The 16,863-nt window shown below is 43.9% G+C and carries 18 protein-coding genes; 10 read left to right on the top strand and 8 right to left on the bottom strand.

Annotation, left to right across the window (positions count from 1 at the left end; translation table 11 throughout):
- Positions 1-158 precede the first annotated feature (158 nt).
- Positions 159-848 (bottom strand): VIT1/CCC1 transporter family protein, encoded by a 690-nt coding sequence (locus tag ACTJKG_RS27625; protein ID WP_172333839.1) that lies wholly within the window; start codon positions 846-848, stop codon positions 159-161.
- A gap of 26 nt (positions 849-874) precedes the next feature.
- Positions 875-1,180 (bottom strand): hypothetical protein, encoded by a 306-nt coding sequence (locus ACTJKG_RS27620; protein WP_216650486.1) that lies wholly within the window; start codon positions 1,178-1,180, stop codon positions 875-877.
- Between the two features lie 75 nt (positions 1,181-1,255).
- On the opposite strand from ACTJKG_RS27620, the gene ACTJKG_RS27615 reads away from it, so the two are divergent.
- A complete protein-coding gene (locus ACTJKG_RS27615) occupies positions 1,256-1,801 on the top strand; it encodes a patatin-like phospholipase family protein (protein WP_440741017.1) in 546 nt (181 codons plus the stop codon).
- Positions 1,802-1,901: 100 nt separating this feature from the next.
- Here the strand turns inward: ACTJKG_RS27615 and ACTJKG_RS27610 are convergent, their stop codons facing one another.
- Positions 1,902-2,573, bottom strand: coding sequence for a BON domain-containing protein (locus tag ACTJKG_RS27610; RefSeq protein ID WP_172333841.1), 672 nt, complete (start codon positions 2,571-2,573; stop codon positions 1,902-1,904).
- A 245-nt stretch (positions 2,574-2,818) separates the two neighbouring features.
- Positions 2,819-4,120, bottom strand: a complete 1,302-nt coding sequence (locus ACTJKG_RS27605; protein ID WP_440741016.1) for an NRAMP family divalent metal transporter — start codon at positions 4,118-4,120, stop codon at positions 2,819-2,821.
- Between the two features lie 443 nt (positions 4,121-4,563).
- On the opposite strand from ACTJKG_RS27605, the gene ACTJKG_RS27600 reads away from it, so the two are divergent.
- The 3 genes from ACTJKG_RS27600 to ACTJKG_RS27590 all read left to right on the top strand — a co-directional run bounded on the left by ACTJKG_RS27600 (position 4,564) and on the right by ACTJKG_RS27590 (position 7,810).
- Entirely contained in the window at positions 4,564-4,830 is a 267-nt protein-coding gene (locus tag ACTJKG_RS27600) for a hypothetical protein (RefSeq protein ID WP_172333843.1), read from the top strand.
- Positions 4,831-5,156: 326 nt separating this feature from the next.
- A complete protein-coding gene (locus ACTJKG_RS27595; RefSeq protein WP_440741015.1) occupies positions 5,157-5,615 on the top strand; it encodes a 5-fold beta-flower protein in 459 nt (152 codons plus the stop codon).
- Positions 5,616-5,770: 155 nt separating this feature from the next.
- Entirely contained in the window at positions 5,771-7,810 is a 2,040-nt protein-coding gene (locus ACTJKG_RS27590) for a copper-translocating P-type ATPase (RefSeq protein ID WP_440741014.1), read from the top strand.
- A gap of 122 nt (positions 7,811-7,932) precedes the next feature.
- Here ACTJKG_RS27590 and ACTJKG_RS27585 read toward each other — a convergent pair whose 3' ends face one another.
- Positions 7,933-8,640: a Crp/Fnr family transcriptional regulator gene (locus ACTJKG_RS27585; RefSeq protein WP_172333846.1), complete on the bottom strand. Its 708-nt coding sequence runs from the start codon at positions 8,638-8,640 to the stop codon at positions 7,933-7,935.
- Between the two features lie 183 nt (positions 8,641-8,823).
- On the opposite strand from ACTJKG_RS27585, the gene ACTJKG_RS27580 reads away from it, so the two are divergent.
- The 4 genes from ACTJKG_RS27580 (at position 8,824) to ACTJKG_RS27565 (ending at position 12,329) form a co-directional block, all read left to right on the top strand.
- Entirely contained in the window at positions 8,824-9,489 is a 666-nt protein-coding gene (locus tag ACTJKG_RS27580; RefSeq protein WP_440741013.1) for a hypothetical protein, read from the top strand.
- 5 nt (positions 9,490-9,494) lie between these two features.
- Entirely contained in the window at positions 9,495-10,154 is a 660-nt protein-coding gene (locus ACTJKG_RS27575) for a class I SAM-dependent methyltransferase (protein WP_440741012.1), read from the top strand.
- Between the two features lie 64 nt (positions 10,155-10,218).
- On the top strand, positions 10,219-10,644 hold the full coding sequence (locus ACTJKG_RS27570; RefSeq protein WP_440741011.1) for a DUF983 domain-containing protein: 426 nt from the start codon (positions 10,219-10,221) through the stop codon (positions 10,642-10,644).
- An 8-nt stretch (positions 10,645-10,652) separates the two neighbouring features.
- Positions 10,653-12,329: a SulP family inorganic anion transporter gene (locus ACTJKG_RS27565; RefSeq protein ID WP_440741010.1), complete on the top strand. Its 1,677-nt coding sequence runs from the start codon at positions 10,653-10,655 to the stop codon at positions 12,327-12,329.
- A 73-nt stretch (positions 12,330-12,402) separates the two neighbouring features.
- On the opposite strand, the gene ACTJKG_RS27560 is transcribed toward ACTJKG_RS27565, so the two are convergent.
- Positions 12,403-12,570, bottom strand: coding sequence for a hypothetical protein (locus ACTJKG_RS27560; RefSeq protein WP_172333851.1), 168 nt, complete (start codon positions 12,568-12,570; stop codon positions 12,403-12,405).
- A 63-nt stretch (positions 12,571-12,633) separates the two neighbouring features.
- On the bottom strand, positions 12,634-13,233 hold the full coding sequence (locus ACTJKG_RS27555; RefSeq protein ID WP_440741009.1) for a hypothetical protein: 600 nt from the start codon (positions 13,231-13,233) through the stop codon (positions 12,634-12,636).
- A gap of 1,017 nt (positions 13,234-14,250) precedes the next feature.
- Between ACTJKG_RS27555 and ACTJKG_RS27550 the strand changes: the two genes are divergently transcribed.
- Both ACTJKG_RS27550 and ACTJKG_RS27545 read left to right on the top strand, forming a co-directional pair.
- Complete coding sequence (locus ACTJKG_RS27550; protein WP_440741008.1) at positions 14,251-15,360, top strand: sensor histidine kinase; 1,110 nt, start codon at positions 14,251-14,253, stop codon at positions 15,358-15,360.
- A complete protein-coding gene (locus ACTJKG_RS27545) occupies positions 15,357-16,061 on the top strand; it encodes a LytR/AlgR family response regulator transcription factor (protein ID WP_172333882.1) in 705 nt (234 codons plus the stop codon). Before ACTJKG_RS27550 ends, ACTJKG_RS27545 begins: the two co-directional genes overlap by 4 nt.
- 33 nt (positions 16,062-16,094) lie before the next feature.
- On the opposite strand, the gene ACTJKG_RS27540 is transcribed toward ACTJKG_RS27545, so the two are convergent.
- Positions 16,095-16,863 (bottom strand): hypothetical protein (locus ACTJKG_RS27540; protein WP_440741007.1); only part of this gene is annotated, 769 nt, incomplete at its 5' end.

Here is a 16,863-nt window from a genome sequence, read left to right as displayed (position 1 = left end):
AATCTATCAGGCACAGCGTTAAAGAAGTCCATGGCTTTTGTATGTACCTGATACTTGCCTTTATCTTTGTTCATCTTGTCGGTGTTTTTTTAGCCGAGCATAAGAGTAATAAGGGTATTGTTTCTGATATGATCAACGGCGGGGGTGACTATCAATGATTATTTTCCGGTGATCAACTTAGCCATCAGGAACGCGGCCCCTGCGGCAAGTGCACCAATTACCACTACCTTAAATGCACCGCTTAATGCCGGCTGTCCTGTCATTTTACTTTTAAAGTAACCGAAAATAAATAGACAGATCAATGTAAGTCCACAGGAATAGAGCAGTGCCTCTTGCGCCTGACTGATAAGAATATATGGCGACAAGGGTATAATACCCCCGACTATATAGGAAACACCAATAGTAATCGCACTTTTTGTCGCCCGATTAGCGTTGGGTTCTTCCAGACCCAATTCATAACGCATCATAAACTCCACCCATTGTTTTTTGTCTTTGGCCATTTCATCGGCAATTTGGTGCCGCAAAGTTTCTGAAAGACCAAAGCCTGCAAATACCTCCCTCACTTCCGCCTTTTCCTGTTCGGGCAGGCGCTCTACTTCTTCGTATTCCCGCTTCAATTCAGACTGATAATGATCCACCTCTGTCCGTCCGGCAAGATAACCACCCAAGCCCATGGCTATAGAACCCGCAACGATCTCCGCGATGCCTGCTGTGACCACAATGCCCGAAGAACTTATAGCGCCACTTAAACCTGCCGCTAAAGCAAACGGAACTGTTAACCCATCAGACATACCGATCACGATATCCCTGATGGTTTCTGAACTGGTTACGTGGTGTTCGTGATGCATTTGTTATTGTTTTATTAACGAATATACTATTTGAACTTCATGGCCAGGGTTACAATATTTGAATTCAGGCCGGTAGAACGCATATAATGCCCAGCCCTGATCTCCAATGAATTGAAATGTTGCCAGCCAAATACCCCGGTTGGAGGGGATAACCTGATATTGGCCCCAACAAAATTGCTGTGTAAGGTAGAAAGATCATAATCACTGGTGTAATAGGTATCCATAGGCTTATGTTGTCCATAAGGAGCAAAATAGCGTGTGCCCTGCTGGTTATTATACCGGTAATAAGGGCTCACCGATACGAATGAAGTTAGCTTAACTGGTATTTCCACTTATATGCGGCAGGGCATTCTCCAGAGTATATTTCAGCATTGGTTAAAGCGCATACCTCCGCCAGCCTGGTCAGGATGATCTTATCTCCCTCCGGGCTTTTCTCCCCTGTCGGTCTGGGTAAATTATTAAAGGAAACTATTCCGCACGATAGCTTTGGTCATTTACGAATCCCTTTATATGTAACGCCGACAGATATCGGGAGCGGTGAATCGGTTACCTTTTCTGAAGGACAATTGCATCCGGTTCTTATCGGCTCGTCATCTATACCGGGTTTGTTCACGCCGGTTAAATTTGGCCGGCATTACCTGGTTGATGGTGGGGTCCGGGACAATCTGCCTGTGGATTGTATCAGAAACAAATGCCGTAAGCTACTTGGCAGTCATGTAAATAAACTTTACCATGATCATCCGGAACAATTGGGAAGATTCCAGGTGCTGGAAAAAAGCTTTCACCTGGCCGTGGCCAATACAGTGGCAGCTCATGCCCTCCAATGTGACATTTTTCTGGAACCTGAACTACAGGGCCATCAAATGTTCGAAATGAAGCATGCTGATCAGCTTTTTAAAGCCGGCTATGATGCCGTTTTGAAACAAAAGGAATTATTGAAAGCCTGGGTTTAACATATTAAAGAGTGTACATAGACAGGATTCAAATCTATTAAACGAAAACGGGGACTATCTTTTGGAGACAGTCCCTGAAAAAACCGACACTTCCAATCACTTACATTAAGATGCCTTCAGGCTCCTCCACTGTTAGCTTGCTTTCCACACTGTAAACCCCCGGAGCGGCCCATACGGCATTTTCAGCTTCATCTTTTTCAGTCAGTGTACTTACCCGGCCGGTGAGTATTACCTTGCTGCCATCGACTGTTACGTTAATCCTTCCGGCATCGATATTCGCATTGCGGCGAAAAGCGGCGCCGATCTTTTGTTCCAATTCAAACGCGGAAACTTTTGGCTTAATTTCAATCAGGTTAACAATGGAACGTACCCCGGTCAGGTTCTGAATGGCCGTTTTGGCATTGTTGCGCTGAAAGGCCCATTCTACCTCTCCCTGCAGGGTAACAATACCATTTTCAACTTTGATCTTTACCTTCTCTTCCTGTACCGCTGTATTCCATTTCAGGGCGTTTAATACCGCTTCCGCGATTTCCGCATCTGTTTTACGATAGACAGGCGATACACCCACCTGGATATCTTCGGCGACAGCTTTTACACCACTGATTTTTTTTGCCGCATTTTCCGCGGCGATTTTTTTACTGTAGGTATCCACTTGCCCTGACAGTGTCACAACACCATTTTTTACGGCCACGCCGATTTCAGCGGCATGTAAAAAAGGGAGCCAGGTAATTTCATCCATTACATCTTGTTGAATTTGAAGATCTGTTTTCATCACAATAAAAATTTAAAAGTTTATTAATATTTATTGCCCAAAAGAACAGCTTATGGCATTCCGCTGCCATGACAGCCATCATTCTTTTTGCTGATCCTGGTCAAACCCTTGAAAAAGTGAATCCAGACAGCGAAAACAATAAATCAGCATCTGCTGGATCCCGCGTTACATCAAAGAGGAAAGGCCGGGTACTCCTCTGAAAAAGAAACGTCCGAGAAAGCAATTTTGATACACAGATTACAGGGCTATTTAAATATCGTATAAAACATCGCGATAGCTGCCGCCCCCATGGCCAAAAAAGTAAGCCAAAGCAGTGTGTTGGATAACCGGCCGTTTTTATAGTCACCCATGATACTTTTATTGCCGGATATCCTGACTATTAGAAATAACAAGGGGACAGCGGCAACCCCATTTAATACCGCGGCATAAACCAATGCCTTCACCGGGTCGATCCCAATAAAATTGATCAGCAGGCCGATGAGCGTAGCTACACAAATGACCAGATAAAAAGCTTTGGCACGATTCCATTTAAGATTCAAACCTGAATCCCAGGCAAAAGCCTCACAAACAGCATAAGCTGCTGAGCCCGACAAAACAGGCACCGCCAGCAAGCCCAAACCAATGATGCCGACAGAGAAAATCAGTTTAGCCAGGAATCCGGCATGGGGAAAGCTATGCACCAGTGGCTCAAGCGCCTTCGCGGCATCAGCGGCTGTTTTTACATCAGTGATACCACTTTGATGCAGGACGGTTGCACCAACAACAATAATGCTCCAGGTGGCGAATTCAGAAAACAACATCCCTGAACTGTTATCAATGCGCATATTCCTGATGGCAGCCTTGCTGATCACCGGCTTTCCATCGATCAGCTTGTTGTGCTCCTTTTCCTCCTCCACTTCCTGCGACGCTTCCCAAAAGAACATATAAGGTGATATGGTCGTCCCCAAAACACCCGTAATGATGAAGAGAAAACTAAATGTAAATTCAAAATGAGGAATAAATGTTGCCTTCATCACCGTAGCCCAGGGCTGGTGTACAATGAACAGGGTTATAGGATAGGCCAATAAGGCCAGTGCGAGCCATTTTAATATCCTGGAATACGTATGGTAATTGGTAAATATCTCTAATAAAAGGATAATAATCGTAAAAAATAAGGTCAGTATCACAAAAGGGATCGGCACTAGCAGCTGTGCTGCCGATGCCATAGCACCGATATCGGCGCCGATATTGATCACGTTGGCAACAAGCACCAAAGTCACAACTCCGTACAATACCGTTTTATTATAATGTAGCTTAACTACTGAGGCAATGCCCCTGCCTGTTACCATCCCTATACGTGCACAGGCTTCCTGAACTGCGATCATAAACGGCAGCATATACAAGGCGGTCCATAATTGTCCATAACCAAATTGTGCGCCCGTTTGCGAATAGGTAGCAATACCTGACGGATCATCATCAGCTGCACCTGTTGTTAAACCAGGTCCTAAAACCCTCAGAAAACGGATTAATTTGTTTTTAGGTCGTTTAGTAATCGGCTTTAGGTTCATTCAGCTTTATTGTTTTCAATAAAGGTACACTAAAAGTGTTTCTCAAAGGTGATAATAGTCATGAATTGAAAGGTCGTCAATCAATATTAATGAAAAGTATCTAACCTGGTATTTGGTGTATACACAAGGCCCGGATCAAGAATTGTAATAGGTGAAACATAAAGTTCTGTTAACATTCCAACCGTTATCGTGCCAAAAAACACTTTCCTACCCACCAAAAGGGAGAGTCGTTCAGAAATCTTTTTTATGGGCGTATCTATTTCTTCATATAGGTCAAGTTGAGCCGCAGAAAAAAGCAACAGATTTGTATCAACAACATAAACAAACTATTCAAAATTCATCACCTTTAAATTAAAAAACAATGAGCACAATCACAGTAAAAGACGGAACCGAAATTTATTATTATAAGGACTGGGGAACAGGACAACCACTGTTTTTTCACCATGGCTGGCCATTATCCGGCGATGACAGGGACGCGTGCCTATTTTTCCTATGGCCTTGATAGCGCAAAACACGTGCTCGGGTTTAAAAAGTATGCCAACACACCCGAATATTTTCTTGAATTTAAATATGCCATTCCTGATAGCAACACCATTATACTTGACGAACTAAAAGGTAAGGATAGTTTACATGTTGAGCTAAAACGCACAGACCGGCATTTCCAACTTGCTGAAAGGCAATTTCACTGGCTGAATGAGGATACCAATTAAAGAATAACATTTTATTTGTCCACATAATTTGCTAAATAATAATCTGTTATAAAAATTATGATTTACCCCCCTTCAGCGAGTGGGGCTTTTTTGTCCCTTAATATTTTTATTAATTAGTTGGTACGGTGATAGTATCTGGAGTGATGACACCGGCCTGGGGCTGAATGAACAGAGGACAGTGACTCGGAGGACTGACTTTGACGTAGTAGTATAACGGCCCTAATGCCGTAATTTAGAAGGTGATTCTAATCATGTATTAAGTTGTTGACTGTCATTTTTGTAGCGATTAAAATAAAGGAGTTTTACAGCATGCAAAAATCAAAATCATGAAAAAAATTAACTTCCTTTTATTTATATTAACTATGATCACGGCGGTTACAGTTAATGCCCAAACTCCTAAAGACACAACATTTAAAGTCTACATTAATGCCAAAGGTGGTATACACAATCATGGCGGCACACCGCTGGGGTATATTGATAAAGACAATATCGTCCGTGACAACAAAGGTCAAAAACTTTATTTTATTGACGGGGCCGGTAATGTGATCGACGCGAATGGTAAAAAATTGGGTATGGCCAAGAAAAATGGGGCCTATTACAATATCAATGGAGAGAACATTCTTAACACGAAAGATCTGGATAAAGAAAAATGCGCCATTTTAGACCCAAAAGGGCATAATTTTGGTACGGCGCACCTGAATTATAAGTTGCATGCCTGCGCTGCACATTGTTATTTCCTGGAACAGCAAAAGAAAAAGGACGAAGCAAAAAAGGCAAAGGCCTAACAATTAGTTCCATCAAGGCACTCGGCTGGGTTTTCTAACAGATCCCCGGCCTTTTTATTAATATCCGGCTATATTAATCTAAATAACGAGCTGGTTGTTAAACAGATGCGTACTTTTATAGTAAACCAATCTTAACGGGAAATTACCAATCCAAAATGAAACACACTCACCAGGCAGATGAAATGAAAATGGAGCATATGGACCATAGCAAAATGCAGCACGGTCATGATCCGCATCATGGCATGTCTGAATATGACCACCATGCCATGATGATCGCTGATTTTAAAAAGCGGTTTTATGTAGTGTTATTGCTTACTGTCCCGATCATGCTGTTGTCTATGCAGATTCAGCAATGGCTGCATGTAGATTTCAGCTTCACAGGATCTCCTTACGTGCTTTTTGCATTAGCTTCCCTTGTGTTTGTGTACGGCGGCTGGCCGTTTTTGATGGGATTGGCAGATGAAGTAAAATCGAAGAACCCCGGCATGATGTTTCTGATCGGCTTTGCCATCACCGTGGCTTACAGTTATAGTGTAGCCATTGTTTTTGGTTTAAAGGGGATGGATTTCTTTTGGGAACTGGCCACGCTGATCCTCATCATGCTCTTAGGCCATTGGATAGAAATGAAGTCGGTAATGGGTGCATCAAATGAACTGGAATTGCTTGTACAGTTGATGCCATCAGATGCGCACATGGTTATGAAGGATATGGTACATGACGTAAAGACCAATACACTAAAACAGAATGATGTTATCCTGGTGAAACCCGGTGAAAAGGTTGCGGCAGACGGGATCATACTGGAGGGTGAAAGCTACCTGAATGAATCCATGCTGACCGGGGAGTCTAAACCCGTACAAAAGATCAAAGGTGATAAAGTGATCGCAGGATCTATCAATGGTAATGGGTCTTTCAAAGTTACGGTATCCCATGCAACCAAAGATTCCTATCTCTCGCAGGTGGTTAAGCTGGTTGATGATGCGCAAAAATCGAAATCACAAACCCAGTTGCTGGCAGATACTGCTGCCCGATGGCTTACTGTGATCGCCTTGGTTACAGGTATCGCTACCTTTCTGTATTGGTATTTAACAGGGCAAACCTTAGCTTTTGCGATGGAAAGGATGGTGACCGTTATTGTAATCTGCTGCCCTCATGCCCTAGGGCTGGCCGTACCATTGGTAGTTGCCAAATCAACCGCCTTATCTGCAAAACATGGTTTACTCATCAAGAACAGGACCGCGTTTGAGAACGCAAGAAGAATTACCACGATTGTATTTGATAAGACCGGCACACTCACCATTGGGAAGTTTGAAGTATCAAAAGTAATCGCCTTAGATAAGGACTTCGATGAAAATGAACTCATTCGCCTCGCTTCTGCATTGGAACAAAAATCAGAGCACCCGATTGCCACCGGTATCCTGCAAAAAGTTAAGGATTTGAAGATTACCATTCCAAAGGCGGAAAACTTTAAGGCGATTACCGGCCAGGGTGTTGAAGCTACTGTAGAAGGTAAACAAATAGGGGTTGTCAGCCCCGGTTATTTAAAGGAAAACAAGTTAACTGTTCCTGATGGCTTTACGGCTAATGATACGGAAACAGTGGTTTTTGTGCTGATTGATAAAGAATTGGCAGGGTACATCGCACTATCAGATGAGGTCAGGCCAGAGTCGGCAGAAGCTATTAGAATCCTCAAAGATGAAAATATCAAATCCATATTGCTTACCGGGGATAACAGTAAAGTAGCGGCAAGTGTCAGCAAAACGTTAGGCATAGACAGCTTTATTGCCGAGGTATTGCCGCATCAGAAACTGGAAAAAATCAAAGAACTGCAAAGCAAAGGCGAGTTTGTAGCCATGACCGGCGATGGCGTTAATGATGCTCCTGCATTGGCCCAGGCAGATATTGGCATAGCTGTAGGTTCGGGGAGTGATATAGCGGCAGCGACCGCAGGAATAGTTTTGGTAAACAGCAATCCAAAGGATATTGTCAGCCTGATCTTATTCGGTAAAGCAACTTACAGAAAGATGGTTCAAAACCTGGCATGGGCAACAGGTTACAATGTTATCGCGTTGCCATTGGCCGCCGGCGTGCTGTTTAACCAGGGCATCATATTAAGTCCGGCTGCAGGTGCGGTCTTAATGACGGTCAGCACGGTTGTCGTGGCTATTAATGCCAGTATGCTAAAAGTAAAAGCTTAATCACCAATCATTGATAGTCCATATTGATTACCAGCCTGTTTGTTGATAATCATATTGCCCCATGGCTGAGGCCATCATTTAGCAATTATCGCTTTCATGAAAGCGAATTAAGAAATCGGCCTTCACCCGTAGTTTGATTTTTTAACTAGGCGCTTAATATCTTTGATCCATATTTTTCGGCCATCCGTTTCCAAAATGTCTTCTTCCTTAAATTCCTTTAACAGGCGAATCACATTTTCCTGGGCGATCCCGGCCAAGCTGGCCAGATCCATCCTGGAGATATTCAAAATAATCTCTTGTTCACCGGATCCTTTATCCTTAAACTTTTCCCTCAACACGATCAGTGCGATGGCAAGCCGTTCCGTCGCGGTTCTTTGCGAAATCACGGAAATACCATTGGCCAGCACACTAAACTCATGGCTCAATGTTTTCAATAAGCGCCGGGCAAAAAGCGGCGATTTATCCAGAATAGTTAAAAAATCTTCTTTAGGAATAAAACTAACCAGGCTATCTTCCAATGTGGCGGCAGAATCAGGACAACGTTCTTCCGCTAAGACCGCATGGTACCCGATCAGCTCGCCTTTGTTGGCTACGTAGATGATCTGCTCCCTGCCACTCCTGTCAACTTTATATTTTTTTATTTTCCCCTGGTGGATAAAATAAATACCGGAAGGCACAACACCTTCCTTGAAAATAATTTCCCCTTTTTGATATTTCTGCGCTCCCTGCCGGGAGATCAAAAAGTTGTAATCTTCTTCTGAGAGGGTATTCAAAACAGACTGTGTTGTGAATTCCCATTTGTCAATCGGAAAAATTCCAGATAGGCTCATGTTACAAAGATACGAATTTATTAAAGCCTATTTGATAAGCTGCCGCACGCTGTATGCGCCAAACGTATCATTCAGCGGGAAGATATAACGCTCCTATTTATCGGCAAAAACTGATAAATATCAGCCAGCACGCTGATGTCTTACCATAGCGTTGCCGCTGCTACAGGTTTAATTTTGTATACGATGAAAGATGATCAGTTTTCGCCTCTGCCACTCGGTTCCCGGGATCAGGTCAAACCAGAAATAATCCGATCACCGAAAAACAACTTGGTCAATAAACTCTTATTCAGCGATGACGCAGAATTTGATTGGATATATCCACATCATTTTCAATTACTATCGCTCAAACATTTCACTCCTTTGTCTATTGCCAAAAAAGCTGCTGAATTCCTGTCTTTACCCGACACCAGGGTACTTGATATTGGTAGTGGCGCCGGTAAATTCTGCTTGACCGCGGGTTATCATTTCCGGGAAACTTTTTTTTACGGTGTGGAACAAAGACATGAATTACATCATTTGGCAGAGAACATCAAAAGATATACGGATCTGCCCAATGTGAATTTCATTTACGGGAATGTCACCCAGATTAATTTTAAAGAGTTTGATCACTTCTATTTTTATAATTCATTCTATGAGAATATTGATCAAATGAATAAAATTGATGATACGATCGAATTATCAGAGAGCTTATACAACTATTATACCCAATACCTTTATATGGCGCTGAGCGCAAAACCATCGGGAACACGCCTGGTCACTTTTCATAGTTTAGAACAGGAGATTCCTCAGGACTACAGGCTGGCAGATGTTTCCTATGATACTTTGCTAAAAATGTGGATCAAAGAATAGCCCAAATGAATGTATTCAGATTTTTAACTGCACCCTTCAGGAGTTTTGAAACCGATAGAAAAGACAGCAATATGCTCCATGATACGTTAAGTCCATCACTTTTCCGTAAAGACCATGTTTTTGACGATCTGTATCCCGACCATATCCAGGCGTTATCAGCTATGCACTGGACCTCCGTTGATATCGCAAAAAAAGCGAGTGAATTTCTGGCCATTCCAAACGTTAAAGTATTGGACATCGGGAGCGGTGTCGGAAAGTTCTGTCTGGTAGCCGGTTTTTTCCATCCGGAAACGACCTTTTACGGCATTGAACAGCGGAGCGAACTATTCACTTTCGCAGAAATAGCCAGGGAGGAAATTGATTTACCCAATGTAAATTTCATTCACGGTAACCTGACCGAACTGGATTTTGATGATTACGATCACTTTTATTTTTATAACCCTTTTTACGAAAATATCGAACCCGATAGCCGGATCGATTATGCGGTAAAAACCTCATTTGAACTTTATGACCGCTATAGCCGGTTTGTTTACGAAATGCTGGACAAAAAGCCTGCGGAAACGAGGCTGGTAACATTTCATGGCGCTGATAGCCAGGTTCCGCCAAGTTATCAGTTGGTCAGTAATTCCTATAGCAGATTTCTGAAAATGTGGATTAAAGAATGAGCTCCCGGACCAGCATAGTAATTCAAAGTGTTATAAAAGAAGCACCGCATTGATAAAATAAATCATGGTAAAAACATCAAAATCACGGGCTATGCTGCACGCCAAATGCCCGCGCTGTCGTCGGGGAAATATGTTTGAGGGGGCAACGTACAGCCTGGGCTCCAACAGGATCAACCTGAATTGCCCGCATTGCCAGATGGTTTTTGAAATTGAACCGGGTTATTTCTACGCGGCGATGTATGTGAGCTATGCTATGAATGTTGCAGAGGGAGGATTTTTATGGGTAGCTACCTTTCTGATCACCGGAAATAACGACTCACCCTGGCTATATCTTGCCACCATCCTGGGCGGTTTGTTCATTCTTTCACCGCTGAATTTCCGTTACTCCCGTGTGATATTGCTTTACTGGCTGTCACCAAAGGTGCATTATCATCCCGAACTGGACACGGATACGCCGGTTGACGGAAATAAATATAAATGGTTTAAATAACGAACAGTATGATAAATTTGTTCAGACCAAAGTTGATAGATACCCTTAAAAATTATACCCTGGGGCAATTTTACAAGGATGTAGTTGCCGGTGTAATTGTAGGTATCGTGGCTTTACCTTTAGCTATAGCTTTTGCGATAGCCTCGGGCGTATCACCTGAAAAAGGAATTTTTACTGCTATAATTGCCGGGCTCGTTATATCCGCTTTGGGAGGTAGCCGGGTACAGATCGGTGGACCAACGGGAGCTTTTATCGTTATTGTTTATGGAATCGTCCAGCAGTTTGGTGTCGGCGGTTTAGTTATCGCCACTTTTATGGCCGGGATACTATTGATCATTATGGGCGTGGCCAAATTGGGCAATACTATCAAATACATTCCCTATCCCCTGGTCATTGGTTTTACCACCGGGATCGCTGTCATCATTTTTTCCTCCGAGATCAAAGATTTTTTAGGGCTCAAAATGGGGAGTGTCCCAGCTGATTTTATCAGTAAGTGGCGGGATTATGGACAGCATCTGTCTTCTGTAAATCTATATGCTTTGTTCATCGGGGTTTTTACCTTACTCGTCGTTTTGCTGTGGCCCAAAGTAACCCATAAGATCCCGGGCTCACTGATCGCTATTGTTATCAGCACATTTTTAGTTTGGTTCTTTCATCTGCCTGTAGAAACCATTGGCAGCCGTTTCGGGGCTATCCCTTCTTCTTTACCACGCCCGGTAATTCCGGGTGTCAGCGTGGCGACTATCCAGCAATTGATCAGGCCTGCTTTTACCATCGCATTGCTGGGCAGTATTGAGTCTTTATTATCAGCGGTTGTCGCGGATGGCATGACCGGCGGGACCCACCGGTCTAATACAGAACTGATCGCTCAGGGACTGGCGAATATCTGTTCTTCTATTTTTGGAGGCATCCCCGCAACCGGTGCGATTGCAAGAACAGCCACTAACGTTAAAAACGGTGGGCGAACACCCATTGCTGGGATTATCCACGCTGTCACCCTGCTCCTGATCATGCTTTTTGTAGGCAAATGGGCTGCGCTGATCCCGATGGCGACACTCGCAGGGATATTGATCGTGGTCGCCTGGAATATGAGCGAGCTGGGAAATTTTATAGCTGTATTTAAAGGCTCTAAAAGTGATGCCGCCGTTTTACTGACCACCTTCGGGCTAACTGTACTAGTGGACCTGACCGTAGCTATTGAAATCGGAATGATCCTGGCTGCCTTCCTGTTTATGCGCAAAATGATGCAAACAAGTTCTGTACAGCAAGCTGTCTTTTCAGCAGATCAGCTAACTGACCTGGAACTTAACCCGGAAGTCATTCCAGCCGGGGTTGATGTATTTGAGATCAACGGTCCTCTGTTTTTTGGCGCGGCCTATAAATTTAAAGACGCGATGAAAGTACTGGAGAAGCCCGCTAGGGTATTGATCATCCGGATGCGGAACGTACCTGTTATTGATGCAACCGGTATCAGGGTATTGCGGGATGTTCACCAGGAAATAAAAAAGAAAGGAACAAAACTCATCCTTTCCGAGGTGAATAGTGAACAGGTAATGGCTGAGTTAAAAAGAGCGCGTTTGTTATTTCAAATAGGGAAAGGCAATACCGGTGATACGTTTGAGAAAGCTTTAAAACGGGCGAACGACATTTTATCAAAAGCGGTCATCTACCAAATGCATAAATAGCACACTGCTAATAGACAGTCGGGTGTTGGCCTGCAGTTCCGCTATGGCATGGTGTATGTCCCGGTGCCCGGTGCTAATCGTAATTTTCACCAGTAAAAACATTTTGTCTGTCATCATTTTCGTAAGTATTTAAGAACTCGTTGAATTCAAATCTGAATTTGGCCGGGTCTTCCGCAGCCAGTTTTGCAGCGTAGCCGTCCCAAAATATTTGGTCGGTCAGTTCGATAAATTGCTCGTACATCTTAATTCCTGTTTTTGGTAAACCGTAAAAAATACTCCCGGCAACAGCCGGGAGCATCCGCCTTTAAGCATTTGGAAGCACGATATTGGCTTCGATCTCCGCCAGTTTCTCATGGCAGGCATCAAAAATGAATTGCGCCACCATGCGGATAAGGCCGGGTGTATTGGTGGTAAAATCCCTGCCCTTGTCATCTTTAATGATCAGTTTGCAGCCCTGATAAGGGTTGCTTTCCAGTTCGTCATTTTCTTCCACCAGTTTCACCTCAAAATCTTCAAGTAATTTGATGCGGGCGATCAGGGCCAATCGCTGAATGCTCCTGCGGTGCAGGTCATTGACGGTTTTGATGGTCTGTTCTAAGTTCATCGCAGGCTTGATGTACTTCACTTCTGTTTTTGGCTCCGGGCCGTTCAGTTCCTGTTTCTCGGTTGTGGCTGAATTGTTAAGGGGTTGGTTATCGCCGGCAGCGGGCTGAACGGTCTTAACTTCGGTACCATTGGCTTTCGCAGCTTCCGGCACTGTGCCGGGGTTTTGATTTTTAAGGGGTTCATCATTTTTGGCTTTGCCCGGAATATTTGGGCGGTTTTCAGTTTTTGCGGGATTTGTTCCTTTGGCACCGGCAGCAGCAACTTGTACTTCCTTTGCATTTTTTTCTGCGTTTTGCATGGTTAAAAAATTAAGTGTTAAAAAATCTGTTTATTCTTTTCTCTTTTAACCCTTTCCCTTAAAAGCTTTTTTTCAAAAGAAAAAGGAAAAAAAGAAAGCAATACAAGGTGCCTGGCATAGGCAAAAAGGAAAAGGAATAAGTCCCGCAGGGTGGCGCGCCAAAAAAAATAACAGGCGCCATTATGCCGGAAGCTTTTTGCTGTTGTTCAGCAATCGCCGCTCTAAAGGCACAACTTGGCTGCCTTTTTTTCCTTCTTTTGAAAAAATGAAGGTCTTCCTGTAAGGATGTCTTTATGAAAAATGTAAATGCCTGCCTGCCGGATCGGGGATACCTGGCCATGATTGGGGATCCGGCAGGCAGGCTTTTGCCAAAAGCAGTAAAAATGGCTGAGGGAATGAACAGAATGTAATGGAGCAAATGAGCGAAGCGGTTTTTACTGCGCCTTTATCCTGTTCTGTTAAAGGAGAGGCTGATAAATCTTACGCGGCAGCCCCCCAACAGCCGGAAACAAATAAGCCCTACTATTACTTTGAGCTGAAATTTTATACTCTGTTCAATTATCTTAAAACTATCATTATGTGGATAAACCACTAAGTCTGCTCCCTGTTGGCCAATTTAAAAATGATCCCCACTGGCATTAATCAACTATCTATAGATGTAAATCAAATTGGCAAAAAGGGGTAATTAAAATGGTTATTTCAATAGAAAAAAAACAGTAAATACGCAGATTATAATGCATAGTCGACATTCCAGCATGCATGACCGTGCTGTTCCGTGCCTGTAAGATTAAAAAGCTGTGTTGATGAATATCAAATTTCAAATATCTCATTCAGAAAGATAACTTGGTCATGAGTGTAACGGAGCGTTCTGAACTCTTTTTGCGGAACTCTTTGATCAACGGCACCAGAATATGTAGTTTAGGTATTGTGGTTGGAAAAAGAATCCTGTTTGTCTGCTTTTTTTTCGCGTTGGTCGTTTTATATTGATAAGACCGCTTAAAAAAAGCAACTTTAGCTATGCCAATGTTTCAATCCGGTTTTTTTCTTAACCCCGGCAAAGCCTTGCGCTGGTTGCAGCATGGTCTGTTCTGGCTGCTGCTGCTCGGGTTGCGCTTTTATCTCACAAATATCTCTTTTAACGTATACGGCGGTTTTCCTATAAGCAGTATGCTTTTACTCAACACCTGTAGCACCGGCGTTATTGTCCTGTTTTATTATACCCTCGTTTACTACCTCTGGCCAAAATATCTCGTCAGCCATAAATATGTTAAGGGTGTATTGCTGATCTTGTTACTTTTGGTGGTTTATACGATCTCTGATGCTATCGCCGAGAAATTTCTGATCAGCAGTTGCGCACCTTGTATGGCAAGGTTAGCTAAGACGGAACCCGGCTACTTCCAGCTTATAAAATCCGATTTGAGCAATATCGTTCTCGTTCGCCTGGTCACTTTTGGTACCCCATTTTTTCTGCTGCTCACCTTAACTATTCCGATCAGTATTAAGACCGCTCTTAACGCCTACCGCAGCAATATGAGGAGCGTAACCCTGGCGAAACAAAAGCTGGAGCTGGAGCTTAACTTTCTCAGAGCGCAGCTAAACCCGCATTTTTTATTTAATTCCATGAATAATATTTACGGGCTGATCATCGCCGGCGATACGGAACGGTCTGCGGGTCTGGTGTCCCGCCTGTCTGAATTGTTGCGCTATATGCTGTATGAATCCGACGCGGACACGATGCCACTCAGCAAAGAGGTGAAGCTCATGGCCGATTATATTGAACTGGAAAAGGTAAGGTTAAATTTCACAAGGGTGGCGTTTAACCCGCCAACCATTTTGGCCGACATTGGAATTGCCCCTTTACTGCTTATTCCACTGATTGAGAATGCGTTTAAATTCACGCCGGACGAACCGGGCGCTTTCATCGATATGACATTAACTGTCACTCCTGATTCGATTGATTTTAAAATAGAGAATAGCGTCGACCCCGCCAGACCGGATAGCCTGTCCGGCGGTATCGGCCTGGTCAATATGCGGAAGCGGCTCGGATTATATTATCCCGGTCGCTATCGATACGAGGTAAGTACCAACGGAAATAATTATTCGGTGAATTTATGCCTAAGCCTATGAAAAAGATCAATTGCATGATCGTTGATGATGAGCCGATCGCACGGGATATCCTGCAAACTTATATCCAGCGCGTTCCCGAATTGGAACTCGTTAAAAGCTGCCGCAACGCCACCGAAGCCTATGAAGGGCTTTACGGGCAGCAGGTCGACCTTATTTTCCTGGATATCCAGATGCCGGTCATTACCGGTACAGAATTCATGCGCTCGCTGCGTAAGCCACCGCTGGTGGTTTTTACTACAGCTTATTCCAGCTATGCGGTGGAAGGATTTGAGCTCAATTCTGTTGATTACCTCTTAAAGCCGATCACTTTTGAACGTTTTTACCAGGCCGTGCAAAAAGTAAGCGAAAGAATGGCTATCAAACAGATTCAGGTACCAGAAACAGAACATCAGCCGGGTTACCTGTTCATCCGCCAGGATAACAGGCTGGTACGTGTGGAGCATGACCAAATTTTATATATACAGGCGGAAAGAGATTTCAGTTCGGTTTATTTAAAGGAAACAAGACTGCTCGCAGGCATGCACCTGAAGTTATTCGAAGATCTGCTTCCGCTCAAGCAGTTTCTCCGCGTGCACCGGTCATATATCGTCAATCTAAAAGCGATCCGGGCAATCAAAGGCAATGTCATCGAACTGGAAAATGCCGAGGTCCCCATTGGGGCAAGCAACCGGGAAGAACTGTTTCAACGATTACAGCTCTGAATCAGGTACAAAGTTCGGGGGATGGCCATCTTGTCATTTAACGAAGTTATTTAAATTGGCAGCGGTGATGACCAGCCGGGCATTTCCTTTTAGTTTGGTTAAGATGCTCCGGGTTTTGAGCGGTCCCAGATCCACAGAACTGCCTTCGTCCAGTGTGAGGCGCAAAGTGTCTGTCAGGTTGCTATCCCTGAAAGTTACGGTGGATGAATGTCTGCCGTTGATGACCAGGCTGCCAAGCTTCAGATCTTTCATTCTCAGGATAGCCTCACGCTCCTGCGCGATGAAAAGTGAATCCTGTTCCAATCCACTCAGTTCACAATTAATGCCGGAGGTATTGATCATTGCCAGTGCGGGAACTGTCAGGATCAGTCCGGTGGTGCATTGTTCCGGCAACTGGTAGTGCTGGTTGGAAACTGTAAAATTAATGGCCAGCGTATCCTGGTGCTGTTCCATCCTGAAAAATTGTTTCCTGGAATTCATCAACCGGATGGTATATGCAGTTCCCCGTACGATCCTCACTGTATAGGAGTTGCCCCCGCTAATATTCAAAACTTTGTAAGGCCGGACCGGTACCAATCCAAAACTCTTAAAAGGATCTTTCAGGTCGATCCGGTGGTATTGTATGGCCAATTCGCGATCAGCAGCGAAAAGGGCTGCCATAAAGAAAACAGCGAAAGCCGCTAATTGGATAAAACACATGAAAATGACCCTATCCGGCCAGATCAAAAAGGCCCCCTTCGCCAGTTGAAAGTGACCACGTTCGCCAAAGCAAAGTGACCCCTCTTCGCCACGTGAAAGTGAC

Origin of the sequence: Mucilaginibacter sp. 22184, from assembly GCF_052045695.1 — a bacterium.
Taxonomy (GTDB): Bacteria; Bacteroidota; Bacteroidia; order Sphingobacteriales; family Sphingobacteriaceae; genus Mucilaginibacter.
This window is presented reverse-complemented; position numbering and strand designations above follow the sequence as displayed.

What these genes read in the sequence shown, in the direction of transcription:
- ACTJKG_RS27555 (WP_440741009.1), bottom strand. Translation starts at nt 13,233, where the DNA reads ATGCAAAACGCAGAAAAAAATGCAAAGGAAGTACAAGTTGCTGCTGCC.
- ACTJKG_RS27550 (WP_440741008.1), top strand. Translation starts at nt 14,251, where the DNA reads ATGCCAATGTTTCAATCCGGTTTTTTTCTTAACCCCGGCAAAGCCTTG.
- ACTJKG_RS27610 (WP_172333841.1), bottom strand. Translation starts at nt 2,573, where the DNA reads ATGAAAACAGATCTTCAAATTCAACAAGATGTAATGGATGAAATTACC.
- ACTJKG_RS27560 (WP_172333851.1), bottom strand. Translation starts at nt 12,570, where the DNA reads ATGTACGAGCAATTTATCGAACTGACCGACCAAATATTTTGGGACGGC.
- ACTJKG_RS27590 (WP_440741014.1), top strand. Translation starts at nt 5,771, where the DNA reads ATGAAACACACTCACCAGGCAGATGAAATGAAAATGGAGCATATGGAC.
- ACTJKG_RS27585 (WP_172333846.1), bottom strand. Translation starts at nt 8,640, where the DNA reads ATGAGCCTATCTGGAATTTTTCCGATTGACAAATGGGAATTCACAACA.
- ACTJKG_RS27600 (WP_172333843.1), top strand. Translation starts at nt 4,564, where the DNA reads ATGGCTGGCCATTATCCGGCGATGACAGGGACGCGTGCCTATTTTTCC.
- ACTJKG_RS27545 (WP_172333882.1), top strand. Translation starts at nt 15,357, where the DNA reads ATGAAAAAGATCAATTGCATGATCGTTGATGATGAGCCGATCGCACGG.
- ACTJKG_RS27580 (WP_440741013.1), top strand. Translation starts at nt 8,824, where the DNA reads ATGAAAGATGATCAGTTTTCGCCTCTGCCACTCGGTTCCCGGGATCAG.
- ACTJKG_RS27615 (WP_440741017.1), top strand. Translation starts at nt 1,256, where the DNA reads ATGATCTTATCTCCCTCCGGGCTTTTCTCCCCTGTCGGTCTGGGTAAA.
- ACTJKG_RS27625 (WP_172333839.1), bottom strand. Translation starts at nt 848, where the DNA reads ATGCATCACGAACACCACGTAACCAGTTCAGAAACCATCAGGGATATC.
- ACTJKG_RS27570 (WP_440741011.1), top strand. Translation starts at nt 10,219, where the DNA reads ATGGTAAAAACATCAAAATCACGGGCTATGCTGCACGCCAAATGCCCG.
- ACTJKG_RS27565 (WP_440741010.1), top strand. Translation starts at nt 10,653, where the DNA reads ATGATAAATTTGTTCAGACCAAAGTTGATAGATACCCTTAAAAATTAT.
- ACTJKG_RS27595 (WP_440741015.1), top strand. Translation starts at nt 5,157, where the DNA reads ATGAAAAAAATTAACTTCCTTTTATTTATATTAACTATGATCACGGCG.
- ACTJKG_RS27575 (WP_440741012.1), top strand. Translation starts at nt 9,495, where the DNA reads ATGAATGTATTCAGATTTTTAACTGCACCCTTCAGGAGTTTTGAAACC.
- ACTJKG_RS27605 (WP_440741016.1), bottom strand. Translation starts at nt 4,120, where the DNA reads ATGAACCTAAAGCCGATTACTAAACGACCTAAAAACAAATTAATCCGT.